At 64.0% G+C, this 18138-nt stretch carries 14 protein-coding genes; 6 read left to right on the top strand and 8 right to left on the bottom strand.

What is annotated here, in order from left to right; genetic code table 11:
* Nucleotides 1–106 precede the first annotated feature (106 nt).
* Nucleotides 107–994: a helix-turn-helix domain-containing protein gene (locus tag PSH66_RS13540; RefSeq protein ID WP_305429363.1), complete on the top strand. Its 888-nt coding sequence runs from the start codon at nucleotides 107–109 to the stop codon at nucleotides 992–994.
* A 36-nt stretch (nucleotides 995–1030) separates the two neighbouring features.
* On the opposite strand, the gene PSH66_RS13535 is transcribed toward PSH66_RS13540, so the two are convergent.
* The 3 genes from PSH66_RS13535 to PSH66_RS13525 are packed head-to-tail and all read right to left on the bottom strand — an operon-like array spanning nucleotide 1031 to nucleotide 4154.
* Nucleotides 1031–2134 (bottom strand): acetoin dehydrogenase dihydrolipoyllysine-residue acetyltransferase subunit, encoded by a 1104-nt coding sequence (locus tag PSH66_RS13535; protein ID WP_305429361.1) that lies wholly within the window; start codon nucleotides 2132–2134, stop codon nucleotides 1031–1033.
* Nucleotides 2131–3150, bottom strand: coding sequence for an alpha-ketoacid dehydrogenase subunit beta (locus PSH66_RS13530; protein ID WP_003173515.1), 1020 nt, complete (start codon nucleotides 3148–3150; stop codon nucleotides 2131–2133). The genes PSH66_RS13535 and PSH66_RS13530 overlap by 4 nt, the downstream gene beginning before the upstream one ends.
* Before the next feature lie 23 nt (nucleotides 3151–3173).
* The gene (locus PSH66_RS13525; RefSeq protein WP_078732874.1) at nucleotides 3174–4154 is read right to left on the bottom strand and encodes a thiamine pyrophosphate-dependent dehydrogenase E1 component subunit alpha; all 981 of its coding nucleotides are present in this window, start codon (nucleotides 4152–4154) and stop codon (nucleotides 3174–3176) included.
* A gap of 308 nt (nucleotides 4155–4462) precedes the next feature.
* Between PSH66_RS13525 and PSH66_RS13520 the strand changes: the two genes are divergently transcribed.
* The gene (locus PSH66_RS13520; protein WP_305429358.1) at nucleotides 4463–6325 is read left to right on the top strand and encodes a sigma-54-dependent Fis family transcriptional regulator; all 1863 of its coding nucleotides are present in this window, start codon (nucleotides 4463–4465) and stop codon (nucleotides 6323–6325) included.
* Nucleotides 6326–6577: 252 nt separating this feature from the next.
* Here PSH66_RS13520 and PSH66_RS13515 read toward each other — a convergent pair whose 3' ends face one another.
* Nucleotides 6578–7357 (bottom strand): acetoin reductase, encoded by a 780-nt coding sequence (locus PSH66_RS13515; protein ID WP_305429357.1) that lies wholly within the window; start codon nucleotides 7355–7357, stop codon nucleotides 6578–6580.
* A gap of 191 nt (nucleotides 7358–7548) precedes the next feature.
* Between PSH66_RS13515 and PSH66_RS13510 the strand changes: the two genes are divergently transcribed.
* Nucleotides 7549–9693 (top strand): TonB-dependent siderophore receptor, encoded by a 2145-nt coding sequence (locus PSH66_RS13510; RefSeq protein WP_305429356.1) that lies wholly within the window; start codon nucleotides 7549–7551, stop codon nucleotides 9691–9693.
* Here the strand turns inward: PSH66_RS13510 and PSH66_RS13505 are convergent.
* Nucleotides 9683–10813 carry an MFS transporter gene (locus PSH66_RS13505; protein ID WP_305429354.1) on the bottom strand — a complete coding sequence of 377 codons (1131 nt, stop codon included), beginning with the start codon at nucleotides 10811–10813 and terminating at the stop codon, nucleotides 9683–9685. The two genes, PSH66_RS13510 and PSH66_RS13505, sit on opposite strands and share 11 nt — an antisense overlap.
* A gap of 98 nt (nucleotides 10814–10911) precedes the next feature.
* Here PSH66_RS13505 and PSH66_RS13500 point away from each other — a divergent pair, with 98 nt between their 5' ends.
* Nucleotides 10912–11682 (top strand): helix-turn-helix transcriptional regulator, encoded by a 771-nt coding sequence (locus PSH66_RS13500; protein ID WP_305429353.1) that lies wholly within the window; start codon nucleotides 10912–10914, stop codon nucleotides 11680–11682.
* Between the two features lie 4 nt (nucleotides 11683–11686).
* Here the strand turns inward: PSH66_RS13500 and PSH66_RS13495 are convergent, their stop codons facing one another.
* Both PSH66_RS13495 and PSH66_RS13490 read right to left on the bottom strand, forming a co-directional pair.
* Complete coding sequence (locus PSH66_RS13495; RefSeq protein WP_305429352.1) at nucleotides 11687–12124, bottom strand: carboxymuconolactone decarboxylase family protein; 438 nt, start codon at nucleotides 12122–12124, stop codon at nucleotides 11687–11689.
* Between the two features lie 206 nt (nucleotides 12125–12330).
* Complete coding sequence (locus tag PSH66_RS13490) at nucleotides 12331–13239, bottom strand: LysR family transcriptional regulator (RefSeq protein ID WP_305429351.1); 909 nt, start codon at nucleotides 13237–13239, stop codon at nucleotides 12331–12333.
* Between the two features lie 204 nt (nucleotides 13240–13443).
* On the opposite strand from PSH66_RS13490, the gene PSH66_RS13485 reads away from it, so the two are divergent.
* Together PSH66_RS13485 and PSH66_RS13480 are read left to right on the top strand one after the other, a co-directional pair.
* Entirely contained in the window at nucleotides 13444–13842 is a 399-nt protein-coding gene (locus PSH66_RS13485) for a helix-turn-helix domain-containing protein (protein ID WP_042944555.1), read from the top strand.
* A 58-nt stretch (nucleotides 13843–13900) separates the two neighbouring features.
* Nucleotides 13901–16672, top strand: a complete 2772-nt coding sequence (locus PSH66_RS13480) for a winged helix-turn-helix domain-containing protein (protein ID WP_305429350.1) — start codon at nucleotides 13901–13903, stop codon at nucleotides 16670–16672.
* Here PSH66_RS13480 and PSH66_RS13475 read toward each other — a convergent pair.
* On the bottom strand, nucleotides 16619–18088 hold the full coding sequence (locus PSH66_RS13475) for a winged helix-turn-helix domain-containing protein (RefSeq protein WP_305429349.1): 1470 nt from the start codon (nucleotides 18086–18088) through the stop codon (nucleotides 16619–16621). The genes PSH66_RS13480 and PSH66_RS13475 overlap by 54 nt on opposite strands.
* Nucleotides 18089–18138: the final 50 nt, after the last annotated feature.

The raw sequence follows: 18138 nt of genomic DNA, 5'->3' as shown, positions 1-18138 counted from the left end.
GCTTGTACTTGCGGCGCATTGAGGTCTATCTTGGGCCAGCTTACAAACGGCATCTATCCACTTTGCACGCAGCACAACGCACCAATAGAGTGCGCACGGATTTTCCATGACACAGGCAACCGCTTTGCGCGTACAGGCCTCCGCCACCGGTGATGTGGCCGCCCAATGCAGGGCGACACCCGGCTGGGTGCAGCAGTACCAACAGATGTCGCCTGGGCATTTTGCCGGACGCATCCGTTACCTCGACCTGCAGGGGGTGCAGGTGTACGAAGAGTGCATGAATACCCGCGTCGAGCAGCATTTCAATGCGCCGCCGGGCTCGCTGGCATTCTGTTTCGATGGCAGCGACAACGCGCTGTATCTGCTCAATGGTGAGAGCCGCAACACTTGGATCACGCCGGAAAACTACCGGGAAGTGGCCGTGGTATTCGGGCCGCAATTCGTACAGCGCCACGGCCTGGATATGAGCCGGCTGGAAGGCCTGTTCATGGCCCCGCTGACCTGCCAGCAGAACGCGCTGTTCAGCCGCTGGCTCAGTGGCACGCTGACGCGCTTGTCCACGGTCGTCGACCCGGTTTGCCTCACCCGGCAACTGCTCGACGACTGCCTGTTCATCCTCGACAACGCCTGTGTGGGCCTGGATCGCAGCGCATTGCAAAAGCGCAGTGACGAGCGCCAGTTGATGGCGCGCATCGGCGAATGGGCGGCGGATGCGCCGGATGAAACCGTCAACCTGCTGGAACTGGCGCAGATTGTCGGCGCGCCTTTGCGCCAGTTGCAGCAGGGTTTCAAGACCTACACCGGGATGAGCCCGGCGCAGTGGTTGCGCTTGCGGCGCCTGAATGGCGCGCGGCGGGAGTTGCTGAGCAGTACCGGAACGACCGTGGCCGAGGTGGCGATGAATTGGTCGTTCTGGCATTTGGGGCGGTTTTCCAACAGTTATCGCGCGTTGTTCAAGGAACTGCCCAGCGAAACCCTCAAGCGCTCACTTTGAAAATGTGGGAGGGGCCCCTCCCACATTAGCCGCATTTCAAGGCTGGGTTTTCAGGAAGGTGGCGATCAGTTGGTTGACGTGCTCCGCCGCCTCCAACTGCACCATATGCCCCTGCCCCGGCACGATTTCCACCTGGGCCCGCAGCCCCTCGGCATGTCCGGCCGGGATGATTGCATCGTCACCGCCCCAGATCACCAGGCTCGGTTGCCGCCCCACCACGTTGCGCAAATCCAGGCGCTGGCGCCCACCTTCAAACAACTGGGCATTGAGCTGATTCAACGCCTGATCCACCCCTTCCAACCGCTTGAACTTGAGCATGTCCTCCAGCATCTGCCGGGTGACCAGCGCCGGGTCGCTGAACAGTTGGGTCAGTTGCGGTTTGAGCGCGTTGCGGTTATTCGCGGCGGCGAACCCTTGCAGATAGTCGCCGTTGATATCCACCCCAAGTCCGGCGCTGGCGATCAGGATCAATGAAGCGACCCGTTCCGGCGCCTGGCTGGCCAGCGTCAGGCTGACCAACCCACCCATGGAATGCCCGGCCAGGTGCACGCGCTCGAGCTGGAGGTGATCGAGCAACGCCAGCACCGCCTGGCTCAATTCCTCGGCATCACCCGTTTGCAGAAGTTTGCCCGACTCGCCATGCCCCGGCAGGTCCAGGGCGATCACCCGGCGCTCGGCGGCCAGGGCCGGTTGGTTGAACAGCCAGTTGTTCAAGTCGCCGCCAAACCCGTGCACCAGCACCAACGGCGTAGCGCCCTCGCCCAGGTCGAGATAGCGCAACAAGCGCCCGCCCACCTCGACCTTTTGCGCACTCGGCCCCGTGGCTTCGGCCTCGGCGCCGCTTGAGACAAACCCGGCGTTGAAACCCTCGATCACCGCATCGATCTCTTCCTCGCTGGCCTCGCCTTCCACCACGATCCCCAGCAGCGCGCCTACCGGCAAGGTCTCGTCGCTCAACGCCAAGACCCGGCGCAACACGCCGCTGAACGGCGTCTCGACACTGCTGGAGATCTTGTCCGTTTCCACATCCAGCACTTCCTCGCCCTTCTCCACCCGGTCACCGGGTTGCTTGAGCCAGACGTCGATGCGACCTTCGGTCATCGACAGCCCCCACTTGGGCATGGTCAAGGTATGGATCATGCGGCAGTCCTCTTGTCGGCAATCTTCAGCACAGCGGCCTCGATCTTCGCGGCATTGGGGATGTACAGGTCTTCCAGCGCATCGGAGAACGGCACCGGGGTGTGCGGCGCGGTGACCATCTCTATCGGCGCACGCAGGAACGCAAAGCCTTGCTGCGCCACCAGCGCACTGATGTCGGTGGCGATGGAGCACCGCGGGTTGGACTCGTCGATCACCACCAGGCGCCCGGTTTTCTCCACGCTTTCCAGGATGCTGTCTTCGTCCAGGGGGCTGGTGGTGCGCAGGTCCAGCACTTCGCAGTCGATGCCTTGGCGCGCCAGGTTCGCGGCGGCTTCCAGGGCGATATGCACCATGCGCCCGTAGGTCACCAGGGTCACGTCACGGCCTTCGCGCACGAAGTTGGCTTCGCCGAACGGCACGGTGTAGAGCTCTTGCGGCACTTCGCCTTGGAGGCTATAGAGCATCTTGTGTTCAAGGAAGATCACCGGGTCGTTGTCGCGGATCGCCTGGATCAGCATGCCCTTGGCGTCATAAGGCGTGGCCGGGCACACCACTTTGAGGCCGGGAATGTGCGTCCACATCGAGGTGAGCATCTGCGAATGCTGGGCGGCGGCGCGCAGCCCGGCACCGTACATGGCGCGGATCACCAACGGCGTGGTGGTCTTGCCGCCGAACATGTAGCGGAACTTGGCGGCCTGGTTGAGCAACTGGTCGAGGCAGCAGCCGATGAAGTCGACGAACATCAACTCGCACACCGGGCGCATGCCACGGGTCGCGGCGCCGACGGCCATGCCGACGTAGCCGACCTCGGACAACGGCGCATCGAGTACGCGCTCGGGAAACTCCGGGTACAGGCCCTTGGTCACACCGAGTACACCGCCCCAGGCGTCCTGCTCACCAGGAGAACCGGTGCCGCCGGACACGTCCTGACCGATGATGAACACACTCTGGTCGCGGCGCATTTCCTGGGCCAGGGCTTCGTTGATTGCCTGCTGATAGCTGATTTTGCGAGCCATGAAATTCTCTCCGAAGATTATTGTTATGAGCGGTAGGCGACGTAGACGTCACTGAGCAAGTCAGCGGCCTGGGGCTTGGGATCGGATTTGGCCAGGCGCACGGCGTCTTCGATCAACTGGGCCACCTCACCGTCGATGCGCTCGAACTGCCCGGCGTCGAGCCAACCTTCGGCTTGGCAACGCGTGCGAAACAGCACCAGGCAATCCTGGGATTCACGCAGGTTTTTTACTTCGTCAACGCCACGATAGGTTTGCGCATCGCCCTCGAAGTGACCGTAGAAACGGCTCAACTTGACCTCTACCAGGGTCGGCCCCTCGCCGTTGCGCGCACGCTCCACCGCCACGCCCAGCGCCTGGTGCACGGCGAAAAAGTCGTTGCCATCGACAATGACGCCAGGCATGCCGAACCCCACGGCGCGCTCGGCGATGTCCTTGCACGCCACCGACCAACCGGAGCCGGTCGCTTCGGCATAGCCGTTGTTCTCGGCGACGAACAGGCACGGCAGTTTCATGATCGCGGCCAGGTTCATTGCCTCGAACACCGCGCCCTCGTTGGAGCCACCGTCGCCGAAAAAGGCCACGGCCACGCCCTGGCTGCCCTTGAGCTTGGAGGCCAGCGCCGCCCCGGCGGCCAACGGTGCACCAGCACCGACAATACCGTTGGCGCCGAGCATGCCCTTCTCCTGATCGGCGATATGCATGGAGCCGCCCTTGCCACCGCATACCCCGGTTTTCTTGCCATAGATTTCGGCCATCATGCCGAACACGTCCACGCCCTTGGCGATGCAATGGCCGTGGCCACGGTGGTTGGAGGCGATACAGTCTTCGTCATTGAGGTGGGCCATGACCCCGGCGGCGCTGGCTTCCTGGCCGGCATACAAGTGCACGAAACCGGGGATCTCGCCGGTGGCGAATTCCACGTGCAGGCGTTCTTCAAAATCACGGATGGTGCGCATCACGGTGTAGGCATGCAGCAATTGATCGGTGGACAGGTGAGTGGACATCTTGTTGTTCTCCGGTTGTCTCGACACACAGAAGGCTGGCCGCGGCCAGCTGTAACCGCTTCAGCACAGCCTGTGCCAAACCGCCGAAAAATCTGGCAAAGCGTTGATCCAGAGCAGTGCCGCGCGGTTGTACGCAGGCGTCGCCGCAGCGCAGAATGAGACCGGCCATTGCAGCGTGCCGGCTGCGTCTCGGCCTCCGTGAGACGCTGCGTCTCACCCCCGGCCCCTGGTCAGAGCGCGCTTGCCGCTGTGCGTCCATGGGCGCTTAATGGCGGGCATAACAACAAAGATCGAGAACCGGAGGCCTTATGCTCGCCGTGAACTCCAGAGAGCACGTCGACTGCGTCAGTCGCGTGGTCCGCAATGCCGAACGCCTGCCTCAGGCGCCGGTGCCGGCGTTGATTTTCGATTCATGGCGCCGCTCCATGGAACAACACCACCTGGACCCTGGCTCGCTGCAAGGGCCCCGCATCCTCACCGAACCTGTGCTCAAGGAATGCCGCGAACGCGCCGAACTGTTCATGCGCATTGCAAGTGAAGCCGTAGGCCAGTTGCATCACCGTGTGCGCCAAGCCGATTACTGCGTGATGCTCACCGACGCCCAGGGCCAGACCATCGACCACCGCGTGGACACGGCGATTCGCAGCGACTGCCGCAAGGCCGGCCTGTACCTGGGCACCTGCTGGTCGGAAGCCGAAGAAGGCACCTGCGGCGTGGCCACCGTGCTCACCAGCAAAGCCGCCGTGACCGTGCACAAGCGCGACCACTTTCGCGCGGCGTTCATCGGCCTGACCTGCTCCGCCGCGCCGATCTTCGACCCGCAGGGCAACCTGTTGGGCGTGATGGACGCCTCGGCGCTCAAATCCCCGGATGACCGGCGAAGCCAGCATCTGGTGCGGCAGATGGTGGCACAGAGTGCCCAAGCCATCGAAAACGCCTTCTTCATGCACAGCGCTCGCCAGCACTGGGTACTGCAGGCGCACAGCACGCCGGGCTATGTGGACAGCCAGCCCGACCTGTTGCTGGCGTGGGACCAGGACGGACGCCTGCAGGCCTTGAACAGCAAGGCGCGCCAGGCCCTGCGCCTGCGCTTTGGGCAAGTGCCGGAGCATATCGGCGAGGTGTTCGACCTGGACGCCTTGCGCGCGGTCACCGACCAGTCGACCCGGCAACTGTGCTGGCGGGGGCAATCGCAAGCCCTGCACGTACGGGTCAACACGCCACGGCGCACACCGGCGCGGGCAGTGCCGAACACTCAGGTCGACCCCCGCGTGGAAGAGCATCTGCGCCTGGCCGTGCGGGTCAAGGACCGTCACCTGCCGGTGCTGGTGCAGGGCGAAACCGGCGCGGGCAAGGAAGTCTTCGCCCGCCAACTGCATGAGCGCAGCGCCCGGCGGGACGGCCCTTTTGTGGCGGTGAACTGCGCGGCGATTCCCGAAAACCTGATCGAAAGCGAGCTGTTCGGCTACGTGGCCGGGGCCTTTACCGGCGCGTCCAGCAAAGGCATGCCGGGCCTGTTGGTGCAGGCCGATGGCGGCACATTGTTCCTGGATGAAATCGGCGACATGCCCCTGGCCTTGCAAACGCGCTTGCTGCGGGTGATGGCCGAGGGTGAAGTGGCGCCGCTGGGCGGGGCCAAGACCCGGACCGTGGATATCCAGGTGATCTGCGCCAGCCACCGCGACCTGGCGGCGCTGGTCAACGAGGGGCGCTTTCGCGAAGACCTGTACTTTCGCCTCGGCTGCGCGCGTTTCTGCCTGCCGCCCTTGCGCGAGCGCACCGACAAACTGGCGTTGATCAACCGGATGCTGGAGCAGGAGGCGCGTACCAGCGGCGTGTCGCCGGGCATCGGCCAGGCCGCGCTGGAACGACTGCTGGGTTATGCCTGGCCGGGCAATGTGCGGCAACTGCGCCATGTGTTGGCGTATGCCTGCGCGGTGTGTGAGGGCGGTACGCTGCAACTGGCGGACTTGCCGGTGGAGGTGCGGGGCGAGCTGGTCGAGGCGCTGGCCGAACCGAGCGTCAGCCCGGAACGCCAGGTGGTGCTGGATGCGTTGATTCGGCATCGTTGGAAGCCGTTGCCGACGGCACAGGCGTTGGGGATTTCACGTGCAACGCTGTACAGACGGGTGAACCAACTGGGCATCGACATGCCTGGCAAGACCACCTGACACAACGCGGTCAACCCTGTGGGAGGGGTTTGCCCCAATGCCAATCAATTAAGGGCGAACACTGTACCTGTGGCGAGGGAGCTTGCTCCCGTGACGGTTCGGGACCTGGTGACTACTTAACTGACACACCCCGACCTAAATGTGGGAGGGGGCTTGCTCCCGATGAGGGAGTGTCAGTTGCTGCATCTGTGGCTGACCCACCGCTATCGGGAGCAAGCCCCCTCCCACATTGGATCGAGCAGGCCTTGGGTTTCAGCGGTAGACGAGGCCGCCGTCGATCAACGGTGCCTGGCCGGTCATGTAGTCCGAATCCGGCCCAGCCAGGAACACCACCAACCCCGCCACATCTTCCGGCGTTTGCGCGCGGCCCAGGGCAATGCCGTCCACGTATTTCTTGTAAGTCGCGCCGACTTCAGCCCCGGTGATCTCGGCCATGCGCCGGTCGATCTCGACCCACATGTCAGTGCCCACCACACCGGGACAATAGGCATTCACCGTGATCCCGGCGCTCGCCAGCTCCTTGGCCGCCGCCTGGGTCAGGGCGCGCACGGCGAACTTAGTGGCCGAATACACACCCAGCAACGCAAACCCTTCATGGCCGGCGATGGAACAGGCATTGATGATTTTGCCCTTCTGCTTGAGCGCCTTGAACTTCCTGCCAGCAGCCTGAATGCCCCACAACACGCCCTGCACGTTGATGCCCAAGGTGCGTTCGACCTGCTCCGGGCTCACCTCCAACAATGAGTCGATCTGCGCCACCCCGGCGTTGTTGACGATAATGTCAAAGCCGCCCAGCGTCTGGTGCGCGTGCTCCACCGCCGCGACCACCTGGTCGCGCTTGGACACGTCGGCGATAAATACCGACGCCTTGCGTCCCAGCGCGACGATTTCAGCCGCCACGGCTGCGAGCTTGGCGCCGTTGATGTCGACCAGGGCGATATCCGCACCGTCCCGTGCCAGGCGCAAGGCAATGGCCCGGCCAATTCCCTGCCCGGCGCCTGTCACCAGCGCAACCTTGCCTGCAATACCCATGACGCTCTCCTGCAATGATAAGGGAGTCCTGTCTATCGCAGGTGCACGCCGGGGTGTCGAGGCGCGAGGAGAATAGCGTGGCAACCGAGACGGGCCGTCTCACTGCATGAGTGATCCAGGGAACTTGTAAAAGTGCACGCGAATGCCTAGCTTATGCGCCCCCCGCCCCTGCGCTTTAAGGCACTGCCCCCATGGTTTTGCGTTTTCGTCCTGTCGTCACGTCACGTTTGGCCCTCGGCCTGCTGCTCAGCGGTGGGATCGGCAACAGCCTCGCGGCAAGCCTCGAACTGCCGGTGGTGAACGTCCAGGGCCAGGATGAATCGGGTTATCGCACGGACACCGCCTCCGTCGGCGGCTTCAATGAGGCGCCACTGCTGGATACCCCGGCGTCGATCACCGTGCTCAACGCCGCACTGATCAAGGACCAGCAGGCGCGCCTGCTCAGCGAAGTGCTGCGCAACGACGCGTCGGTGGGCGACAGCTACGCGCCGATTGGCTACTACGAGAACTTCGTGGTGCGCGGGTTCTCCCTGAACGCGGCCAGCAGCTACAAGATCAACGGGCGCACCATCACTGGCGAACAGAACGTCGCCCTGGAAAACAAACAGCAGGTGGAAGTGCTCAAGGGCCTGGCGGGCCTGCAAAGCGGGATCTCCGAACCCAGCGGCGTGATCAACTACGTAACCAAACGCCCGGAGGATGTACGCTCGGTAACGGTCTCCAGCGATGATCGCGGCAGCGGCTATATCGCCACCGACGTTGGCGGCTGGTTTGGCAGCGAGCAGCAATTCGGCCTGCGCGCCAACGTAGCCCATGAAGACCTCAATTCCTACGTGGAACACGCCAACGGCCAGCGCGACTTTGTGTCCCTGGCCTTCGACTGGAACATCAGCCCCGACGCCGTGCTGAAACTCGACGCCGAGTACCAGAACAAACAACAGCGCTCGGTACCGGGCTACCAATTGCTCGGTGGCACCGAAGTGCCCCATGACGCCTCACCGAAGAAGCTGCTGGGCCATCAGAGTGGGTCCAAACAGGTCGGCATCGACTCGCTGAACCTCAACGGCAGTTTCGAGTATCGCTTCAGTGACCAGTGGAAAGGCAGTGTCAGCGCCGCGCGCAGCAAGGTGGTGATCGATGATTACAGTGCGTTTGCCTGGGGCGGTGACACCAGCGGTGTCGGCAACACCTTCACCCCGCAGGGCAATTACGACATCTACGACTACCGCAGCCCCGACGACACCCGCCGCGACGATGAAGTCCAGGCCGCCATGACCGGCCTGTTCGACACCGCAGGCATAGGCCATGAACTGACCTTCGGCACCAGTGCATTCCGCCGGGTGATCGACAAACGCAAGGCGGTCAACGAGTGGCTCGGCAGCGGCAACATCGACGCCGATGCGCCGACGTTCGCGCCCACCGACGTCCCGCTGAACGCCAGTCACCGCAGCCTCGACAGCCGCCAGTACGGCCTGTTCGTCACCGACCGCATCCGCTTCAACGAGCAGTGGCAAACCCTGCTCGGCGGCCGCGAAGTGCGCCTGGACGAACAGGCCTTCGACAGCACCGGCGACGAGGCCCGCCATACCCGGCAATACGTGTTCCTGCCCCAGGCGTCGTTGATCTACAAGCCGATTGAAAACATTTCGCTCTACACCAGCTACAGCAAGGGGCTGTCCCTGGGCGGCACCGCGCCATGGTTCGCCAGCAACGCGGACGACACCCTGGCGCCGACCACCTCACGGCAGATCGAAGCCGGGGTCAAATACGACTGGCGCCGCATCAGCTTCGCCGCTGCCGTGTTCCAGACGCGCCAGGCTTACCAGTACGCCAAGCCGGATGGCGCCGGCAACTTCACCTATGTGCAACAGGGCGAACAGAAAAACACCGGGCTGGAACTGTCGGCCAACGGCTGGGCCACCGAGCGTCTGCAGATCGCCACCAGCGTGGCGGCGATTCGCGCCCGCGTGAGCGGCAGCGGCACGCCGGCCTACGAAGAGCATCAGGCGATCAACGTCCCCAAGCTGCGCGCCAGTGTGTACGCCGACTATGCCCTGCCGTGGTTCAACGGCCTGGCCGTGCTGGGCGGCGTGCAATACAGCGCCAAGAAGTACGCCAACCGCAGCGGCAATGTGGAGGTGGGGGATTATGCCGTGGTGAATGTCGGCAGCCGTTACACCACCAAAATCGACGGTTATGAAACGGTATTTCGCCTGAGCGTCGACAATCTGTTCGACAAGCGCTACTGGCGCGACGCGGGCGAATACATGGGCGATGATTACCTGTTCCAGGGCGCGCCATTGACCGCACGCCTGAGTGCTTCGGTCAACTTCTGAACACCCGCGGCGTTGCCAGGCACAGCGCCGCCAGCCCACAGACCAACAGGCTCCAGCCGAGGTCCTGCGCCCAGGCCACCAGGGTCAGCCCGCCGCCAATCGCCAGGTAATACAACAAACCAAACACCGCCGCCGCCGTGCCCAAGCGGTCGTGGTAAGCCGTCAACGCCGCCCCGAGCACATTGGGGATCGCCATGCCGAACGCCAGCACCACCAGCAGCATCGGCAATACGAATAACCAGGTGTGTTGCAGCGCCAGCACCAACAGGCTGCCCAATACAGCAACACCGGCTGCGGTGAGTACCAACTGATCACCGTTCATCCCCCGCTTGAGCAACGCCTTGTTCAACCACGCCCCCAGCCCCGACCCCATGGCCAACAGTACCCCGCTGTAGCCGAACTCGGCGGAGGACAACCCCTGTTGCGCGAAGATAAACGGCGCCACGCTGTAATAGGCGAACACGGCAATATTGAATACCGCCACCAGCCCGACCGAACACCATATGCTCAAGTCCTTGAACATCAGGCCCGCCGTTTTGTGCATTGAGCTGGCCGGCAGCGATGCCGGGCGCGTTTCCGGCAAGGCCCATACACACCAGCCCCACAGCAGCAACACGAGTACCAACAAACCGCAGAGCATGCCGCGATAACCGAAGGACTGCACCAACGCCGCGCCGCTGAACAAACCAATCGCCGGGCTGGCAGCCATGGCGATGCCCACCACGGAAAACACTTGGGCCAGTTCCGGCCCGTGGAAGCGGTCGCGCAACACCGTTTGCGTGACCACCGATGCCACCGCAGCGCCAAAAGCCGCCAACGCCTGGGCCAAGAGCAGGCCTGTGAAGGTGCTGACGCTCAAGGCCAACACCGAAGCGCCCGCGTAGATCGTCAGCCCGGCCAGCATGACCGGGCGGCGTCCAAGGTGATCACAGGCTCGCCCCCACACCACAACGCCCAGGGCAAAGGCCAGGAAATAGACCGACAGCGTCTGCCCTGCACGCTCGGGCCCCACCGCAAAGGCCTGGCCAATATCGCCGAGCGCGGGGCTGTAGAGAGTTTGGGCCAGTTGAGGAAACATCAGCAACGCCACCGCCAAGACCAGTAAATTTTTGTGTGTCATCGACGTGCCCTTCCAGAAAAACAGTGGAAGGATTTTAAACAGCGCCGAATGGACTATTATCCAAACTTCGACAGTTTATCGATGAAATCGGACAATCTATGGCCTGGCTCGCCGCCGACGCTTCTTTCGATCCCGACCGCCTGGCTGCGCCGGTTATCGGGATCGCCGCCCTCTTGGGTGATCACGATTCCGGGCTGCACCAACACCAACGTGGGCAACTGCTGTTCACCCGTGAAGGCTGCACGCGCATCAATCTGGACAACCAGCTGTGCCTGCTGCCACCCACCCGTGCAGCCTGGATCCCCTGCGGGCTGCCGCACCGTGCGGTGATGCAACAGACCGTGGAGTATCGTTCGGTGTACTTGAGCCCTGCACTGGCGCAGCAGTTGCCTTCCCAGGTTCGGGTGATCGAGGTCAGCCCATTGCTGCGGGCGGTGCTGGAACCGATGGCGACGGCAGCCTTCGATACCGATTGGTCTTCCGGCCGATATGCCCATCTGCTGGCACTGTGCCTGAGCGAGATCCGCGATGCCGCCGAGCAACCGTTGCTGCTGCCCCTGCCCCAGGACAAGCGCCTGGCCCCGTTGATGGGCAGCCTCGACACCTTGCCACCCTCGTTGCAGGCCCTGGAGCAGCAAGTGGGCGCCAGCGCCAAGACCATCGGCCGGATTTTCCAGCGAGAAACCGGCCTGGGGTATCAGCAATGGCGCCAGCAGTGGCGATTGATGCGGGTCATCGAGCTGCTCGCCACCGGGCGCAGTATCGGCTACTGCGCCTTTGAGCTGGGCTTTACCAGTGACAGCGCGTTGATCGCCTTTTTCAAGCACATGACCGGCACCACGCCACGGGGTTATTTCAAAGCGCGTTAGTGGCTTACTTGGGCATTTTGCGAAAACCCACCGCCAAGCGGTTCCAGCTATTGATGGTGGCGATGGCCACGCTCAGGTCGACCTGCTCCTGGGCGCTGAATTCAGCGGCCAGTGCGTTGAAGTCCTCGTCCGGGGCGTGGGTGTGGCTGATCAGGGTCAGGCTCTCGGCCCAGGCCAGTGCGGCGCGTTCACGTGGGGTGAAAAACGGCGTCTCCCGCCAGGCCGACAAGGTGTACAGGCGGCGCTCGGTTTCCCCACCCTTGCGCGCATCGGCGGTGTGCATGTCGAGGCAGAAGGCGCAGCCGTTGATCTGCGAGACACGCAGGCGAATCAGTTCCAACAAGGGCAGCTCGATGGACAGTTTGCCGACGGCGGCTTCCAGGGCGAGCATGGCTTTCATGGCATCAGGGGAAGCGCTGTAGAAATCGGTACGCGGTTGCATGGTGCTTTCTCCGGTAGGGTGGGATTGGTGGCTAGGTTAGTCACCGGTGGGGGCGGGAGAAATAGCCAATTCCGGGGAAGATGGGGGGGCCAATGGGGCAAGTCGAATCGTCGCACCGCCCCTCACACATTTGACCGCGCTCGACACGCAGAATCGGTCGGATCCAAGATCACCGTGAGTGACCGCAGCAGCGGCTATTTGCGCAATCAGACCACGCCCGCCATATGCTCCGAAATCCGCGCCCGCAACCACCGCTCCGCCGGGTCGTTGTCATGCACCCCGCTCCACACCATCGACAACTCCGCCGCCTCGATCGCGAACGGTGGGTCTTCGGCGCGTAACGCCGTGCCTTCGGTCAACGCACACGCCGCATAATCGGGCACCGTCGCGATGATCCGCGTGCCCGCCAGCAACGCCCGCAGTCCGCTGAATTGCGGCACCGCCAGCACCACTCGCCGCGCGCGGCCGATGCGCGCCAGGTCGAGATCGATATTGCCGCTCAGGTCGCCCGAGAACGACACCATTGCGTGTGGCCGCTCGCAGTAATCGTCCAGGGTCAACGGTTCAACGCCGTCATCGCCACGCAGGACCTTGCACGGGATATCGCGCAGCTTCTTGCGCTTGGCGTTCGCCGGCAGTTCAGTGGTGTAGCTCACCCCCACCGAAATCTCGCCGCTGGCCAGCAGCGATGACATCAACAGGTAATTGGCGCGGCGCACCACCACGATGATGCCCGGTGCTTCCTCACGCAATTGACTGAGCAATGGCGGGAACAGGCCGAACTCGGCGTCGTCGGACAGGCCGATGCGGAACACCGCGCAACTGGTGGAGGGGTCGAAATCCTTGGCGCGGCTGACCGCGCCTGAAATGGTGTCCATGGCCGGTTGCAGCTCCTTGAGTATCGCCACGGCACGCGGCGTGGGCTCCATGCCTCGCCCGTTGCGCAACAGCAACGGGTCATCGAACAGATCACGCAGGCGTCCCAGCGCCGCACTCACCGCTGGTTGGCCCATGAAGAGTTTTTCGGCGACCCGGGTCAGGTTCTTCTCGAACATCAAGGCTTCGAAAATCACCAGCAGGTTCATGTCGACGCGGCGCAGGTCGTTACGGTTCATGGTGGTATCCAAACGGTTATCAGGTCGCCAGATAAGCACGCATGACGCGCCGGCGATTGCATGCCTGTGCTGTCTTTTCCAGCACCGCACCTGGCGAAATTAACAACGATTAACTCGTCAGCCGGACGGTCCGGCAACAAGATTGGCGCCATCTACACTGGATCCATTCACCGGGAACGCTCCCATCGACTGCGGATATCTGTCATGGCCCGACTTGAGTACTGTGCCCCTCGCTTGCCCACCACCGGCGGCCTATGCCCCCGGCGCGAACGCATCGCCAAGCAACTGATCCTGGCCAATCTCGGCGAAAGCCTGGCCATCGCCGACCTGGCCCAGGCCTGCGCCCTGTCGCGCAGCCATTTTTCCCGCGCATTCAAATGCACCACCGGACTGTCGCCCCAGGAGTGGATTCGCCAGCAGCGCATCCAGCGCGCCAAGGAGTTGATCACCCAATCGTCCCTGAGCCTGACGCAAATCAGCCTGGAGTGCGGGTTCTGCGACCAGGCGCATTTCTGCCACATGTTCACCCGCAGCGAAGGCGTCAACCCGATGACCTGGCGAAATCACCAATTACGCAACAAGCCTCAAGAGATTGCCGCCTAGTGGTCCGCGCGCTCCTGGCCTATGCTGGTCACCTCCCGTTCCCAGAGCTTGGCCACCCATGAGTGACCTCAACGACCAGGCCGTGCATTTCGGCCCCTACCGCGTCCATCCGCGCCAGCGCCTGGTGCTGGAGGCCGGTCGCCCGTTGCGCCTGGGACGACGGGCGGTGGATATCCTGCTGGTCCTGTTGGAACACGCCGGCAATGTGGTGAGCAAGCAGGAGCTGATCGCCAGGGTGTGGCCCAAAAGCGTGGTGGAAGACGGCAACCTGCGCGTGCATATGGCGGCGTTGCGCAAGGCGTTGGGCGACGGCCAGGCCGGGCAGCGCTATATCGTCACGGTGGCCCAGCGTGGCTACAGTTTTGTGGCACCACTGAGCATCGAACCGATGACGCTACCCACCGAAGGCGTACCCCAACGCCCGAGCCATAACCTGCCCTTGCGGCGCACCCGCATGATCGGCCGCCAGGCCCTGATCGACAGCCTGGTGCAGCAGTTGCCCGCACAACGCTTCATTACCCTGACCGGCGCCGGCGGCATCGGCAAGACCACCGTCGCGTTGCGCGTGGCGGAGGTGCTGATCGGCAATTACCGCGATGGCATTCGCCTGCTGGACCTGGCGCCCCTCAGCACGCCGTCGATGATCCTGCCCTACCTCGCCAGCCTGCTCGACCTCACCCACACCGAACACGCGCCGCTGGTGACCTTTGCCCGCAGCCTGCACGAGCGCCAGTTGCTGCTGGTGATCGACAACTGCGAACACCTGCTGGACGACATTGCGCTGATCTGTGAAACCCTGCTGCGCCATGCGCCAGAGGTGCACATCCTGACCACCAGCCGCGAAGCCCTGCGGGCCGAGGGTGAATACGTACAGCGCCTGGAACCGCTGGCCTGCCCGCCCGCCGCCGGCAACCGCGCCCAGGCCCTGGGCTACCCGGCCCTGCAATTGCTGATCGAACGGGCCATGTCCCACCAGGACAGCTTTGAACTGGGCGAGGCCGAACTGCCCCTGGCAATCGATATCTGCCAGCGCCTGGACGGTATTCCCCTGGCAATCGAACTGGTGGCGGCGCAGATCGAGCGTTTCGGCCTGCCCGGGCTGCTGGTGCAAATGGAAGACAACTTCCGCCTGCTGACCCGTGGTCGACGCAGTGCCCTGCCCCGCCACCAGACCTTGCGCGCCACCCTGGACTGGAGTTTTGAGCTGCTGACTGAATGCGAGCAGATCTGCCTGCGCCGCCTTGCGGTGTTTCGCGGCGGGTTCAGCCTGGCCAGCGCCGCGGCGGTCATCGCCGGCGAGCAGATCGCGCCGGCCCAAGTGCTGGGCTCGATCACCCAACTGGTGGCCAAGTCGTTGCTCAATGTGGAGGCCGCCGATGATGAGATGGTCTATCGCCTGCTGGACATCACCCGTACCTACGCCCTGGAAAAACTCAGCGTTGCCGATGAGCTGGACGCCACCCGCGAGCGCCACGCGGCGCGCTGCCTGGCGTTGATGGAGCAGGCCCAGGCGGATTGGCAACAGACCGCCACCCAACCGTGGCTCGACCGCTACGCGCCGTTGCGCGAAGACGTGCGCGCCGCGCTCGACTGGGGCCTGGCCGAGGGTGGCGGTCACCTGCTGGCGATCCGCCTGACCGTCAGTGCGATGCCTTTGTGGCAGGAGCTGTCATTGCTCAGGGAGCACGATTTGTATGTGGGCAAGGCGCTGGCGCTGATAGGCGCGGTGAACGCACCGTGCATGCGCTTGAAAATGCAATTGCAGCTGGCGCTGGGCAGCCTGTCCTATCACGCCGTGGGCGGCGCCGCGCAGACCATCGCAGCGTTTATCGACGCTCGGCGCTTGGCCGATGAGCGCCAGGACCTTTCCGGACAGTTGCGCGCAATCTCGGGGCATATGGCGGTCAATCTGTGTGCCGGCCTCTATCGCCAGGCACAGGAACAGAGCCTGCAATTCGAGCGCCTGGCCCCGCGCACCGATCCGCTGCTGGACCTGAGCGCCCAGCGTCTGCGCGTGCTGGCGCACCATTACAGCGGCAATCAGGTGCTGGCCCGGCAAAACGCCGAGCAGGTGATTCAGCGCATGGCCCACAGTGGCCACCTCAACCGGTTTGGCCGCTGCATCGGCGTGCAATACGATCAGAACGTCGCGTCGCTGACGGTGTTGGCGCGGATCCTGTGGTTGCAAGGCTTTCCCGAGCAGGCCTGGCGCACGACCCACCAGGCGCTGGAACTGGCGCTGCAGATCAATCACGGCACGTCCATCTGCTATACCCTGGCCCTGGCCGGGGTGGTGATCGCGCGCTACAACGGCGACGACACCGCGGCCCAAACCTTACAGGCGCTGTTGCTCGAACATGCCCACAAGCATTCGGTGCAATTGTTCCAGACCTGGGCCGGGCATTACGCCGGCATCCTCGGTCACCGCGACTTGCAGGGTCTGGGAGTGGTCCAGGACATCCTGATCACGTTGGGCCTGCATGAGGTTGATGAGGCCGGATTGGAACGCGCTCGCCATGGCGATGCGGGCTGGTGCGCCCCGGAAGTCCTGCGGCTGCACGCGGAACAACGGCTGCGCCAGGATGACCTGAGCGGCGCGCAGACCCTGTTGCTTGAGGCGATGGAGCTGGCGCACCGACAAGGCGCGTTGGCCTGGGAGCTGCGCTGCGCGGAATCATTGGCAAGGCTGTGGCGCACCCAAGATCGCGTGCAGCCGGCGCGCGACCTGTTGAGTGCGGTCCATGGGCGATACACCGAAGGTTTTGCCACCCGCGATCTAGTCCGCGTACGCCGCCTGCTCGATGAGCTGCAGGACAAACGGCCGGCCTGAAAACGGCCCCAGGTAGTGCCCGTCACCCTGCTGCAGACGTGCCACCTGCTGCGGGTCACGCAGTTGCGCCAAGGCATAGCTGCGCACGCAATGCAGCAAGCGATAACGTTCTGGACCGAGGCCGGGCTCCACCGCCAGCAGCGACATGTTCACCAGTCGCCCCAGTACATACGCCAGGTCGGCATGCTCAAGCTCAGTGCCCGCCACCAGTTGGGTCAAAGTGGGCAAGGTTACCGCCATCTTGAACAGGCCCAGTTGCAGGAACAGCCAGCGCTGCGGCAGGCTCAGGCGCTCGTAGCTCCAATCCAGCGCCGCCGTGAGCGACTGATGACGCTCCACCGCCGTGCGCCGTCCCCGTGTCAGCACCTGCAAGCCTCGACGCAATTGTGCCTGCAAGCCATGCACGCCCAACGCGTGGACTTGCGCGGCCGCCAGCTCCAGGGCCAAGGGAATCCCATCCAGCCGCCGACAGATATCGCGCAGCGGCGCCAGGTCCTGAGGCCTCAACACGAACCCCTGCTGCCCGGCGCGCGCTCGCGCGACGAAGAGCTGCACCGCCGGGCACGCCAATGCCTGCTCGACACTGCCCAACGCCGACGGTGCCGGCACTGCCAAGCGCGGTACGCGTTGCACCCATTCGCCGGGGGCCTGGAGGGTTTCGCGACTGCTGATCAACACCGTGACCTGGGGAGCGTTTTCGCGCAGTACGCGCAACAGATGTCGACACGCCGCGAGCAGCAGGTCGGCACCGTCGAGCACCAGCAATAACTGGCGCGTGGACAATTGGCGGCACAGTTCGGTCGCATCGGCGCAGGGCGGCAGTTGCAGCGCGGTTGCCAGATGCTGCAACATCGCAATCGGCGCGTGCACCGTGGCCAGGTCGACCCACCACACACCGTCGCGATAACGCGGCAACACACGCTCGGCCAGCGCCTGGGCCAGGGTGCTCTTGCCCACGCCGGCGCAACCGGTGAGGGTCATCAGGCGTTGCCCGGACAGACGCCGTACCAGCACACCCAACAGTTCTTCGCGACCAAGGACCGGGCTGAGCCGTGCGGTCAGGTTGTGTGGCGGTATCACGGCCTGCACGCGGCCGTGTACCGGCGCGGCGAAGCAATAGCCGCGCTGGGGCTCGTTGATAATGAAGCGTTGCCCGCCAAGGGCGCGGCGCAGGGCGGCGATGTGCACGCGCAGATTGCCTTCCTCCACCACACTGCACGGCCAGACCCGTTCGATCAGGGTGGCCTTGCTGACAAATTGCCCAGGCACTTCGAGCAACACCGCCAGGATATCCAGCGCCCGCCCGCCCAAGGGCACCGGCCAGCCCGCCTTGCTGACCAGCCGCTGTTGGCGGTGAAAGGCGTATACACCGAAACGCAGCGTGCCGTCAGCGTCAATTGCCTGGGAGTTGTTCATGGCTGCAATCGCGCTGAAACGCCCGTTCTTGGGCGTCCGCGCATCCTATT

It is taken from the genome of Pseudomonas sp. FP597 (assembly GCF_030687435.1).
Classification (GTDB): Bacteria; Pseudomonadota; Gammaproteobacteria; order Pseudomonadales; family Pseudomonadaceae; genus Aquipseudomonas; species Aquipseudomonas lactucae.
The sequence above is the reverse complement of the archived record's forward strand: the minus strand, read 5'-3'. Positions and strand labels throughout refer to the sequence as shown.

Bases quoted from the DNA above. Each gene is read 5' to 3' on its own strand.
- PSH66_RS13540 (WP_305429363.1), top strand. From the start codon at position 107: ATGACACAGGCAACCGCTTTGCGCGTACAGGCCTCCGCCACCGGTGAT.
- PSH66_RS13535 (WP_305429361.1), bottom strand. From the start codon at position 2,134: ATGATCCATACCTTGACCATGCCCAAGTGGGGGCTGTCGATGACCGAA.
- PSH66_RS13530 (WP_003173515.1), bottom strand. From the start codon at position 3,150: ATGGCTCGCAAAATCAGCTATCAGCAGGCAATCAACGAAGCCCTGGCC.
- PSH66_RS13525 (WP_078732874.1), bottom strand. From the start codon at position 4,154: ATGTCCACTCACCTGTCCACCGATCAATTGCTGCATGCCTACACCGTG.
- PSH66_RS13520 (WP_305429358.1), top strand. From the start codon at position 4,463: ATGCTCGCCGTGAACTCCAGAGAGCACGTCGACTGCGTCAGTCGCGTG.
- PSH66_RS13515 (WP_305429357.1), bottom strand. From the start codon at position 7,357: ATGGGTATTGCAGGCAAGGTTGCGCTGGTGACAGGCGCCGGGCAGGGA.
- PSH66_RS13510 (WP_305429356.1), top strand. From the start codon at position 7,549: ATGGTTTTGCGTTTTCGTCCTGTCGTCACGTCACGTTTGGCCCTCGGC.
- PSH66_RS13505 (WP_305429354.1), bottom strand. From the start codon at position 10,813: ATGACACACAAAAATTTACTGGTCTTGGCGGTGGCGTTGCTGATGTTT.
- PSH66_RS13500 (WP_305429353.1), top strand. From the start codon at position 10,912: ATGGCCTGGCTCGCCGCCGACGCTTCTTTCGATCCCGACCGCCTGGCT.
- PSH66_RS13495 (WP_305429352.1), bottom strand. From the start codon at position 12,124: ATGCAACCGCGTACCGATTTCTACAGCGCTTCCCCTGATGCCATGAAA.
- PSH66_RS13490 (WP_305429351.1), bottom strand. From the start codon at position 13,239: ATGAACCGTAACGACCTGCGCCGCGTCGACATGAACCTGCTGGTGATT.
- PSH66_RS13485 (WP_042944555.1), top strand. From the start codon at position 13,444: ATGGCCCGACTTGAGTACTGTGCCCCTCGCTTGCCCACCACCGGCGGC.
- PSH66_RS13480 (WP_305429350.1), top strand. From the start codon at position 13,901: ATGAGTGACCTCAACGACCAGGCCGTGCATTTCGGCCCCTACCGCGTC.
- PSH66_RS13475 (WP_305429349.1), bottom strand. From the start codon at position 18,088: ATGAACAACTCCCAGGCAATTGACGCTGACGGCACGCTGCGTTTCGGT.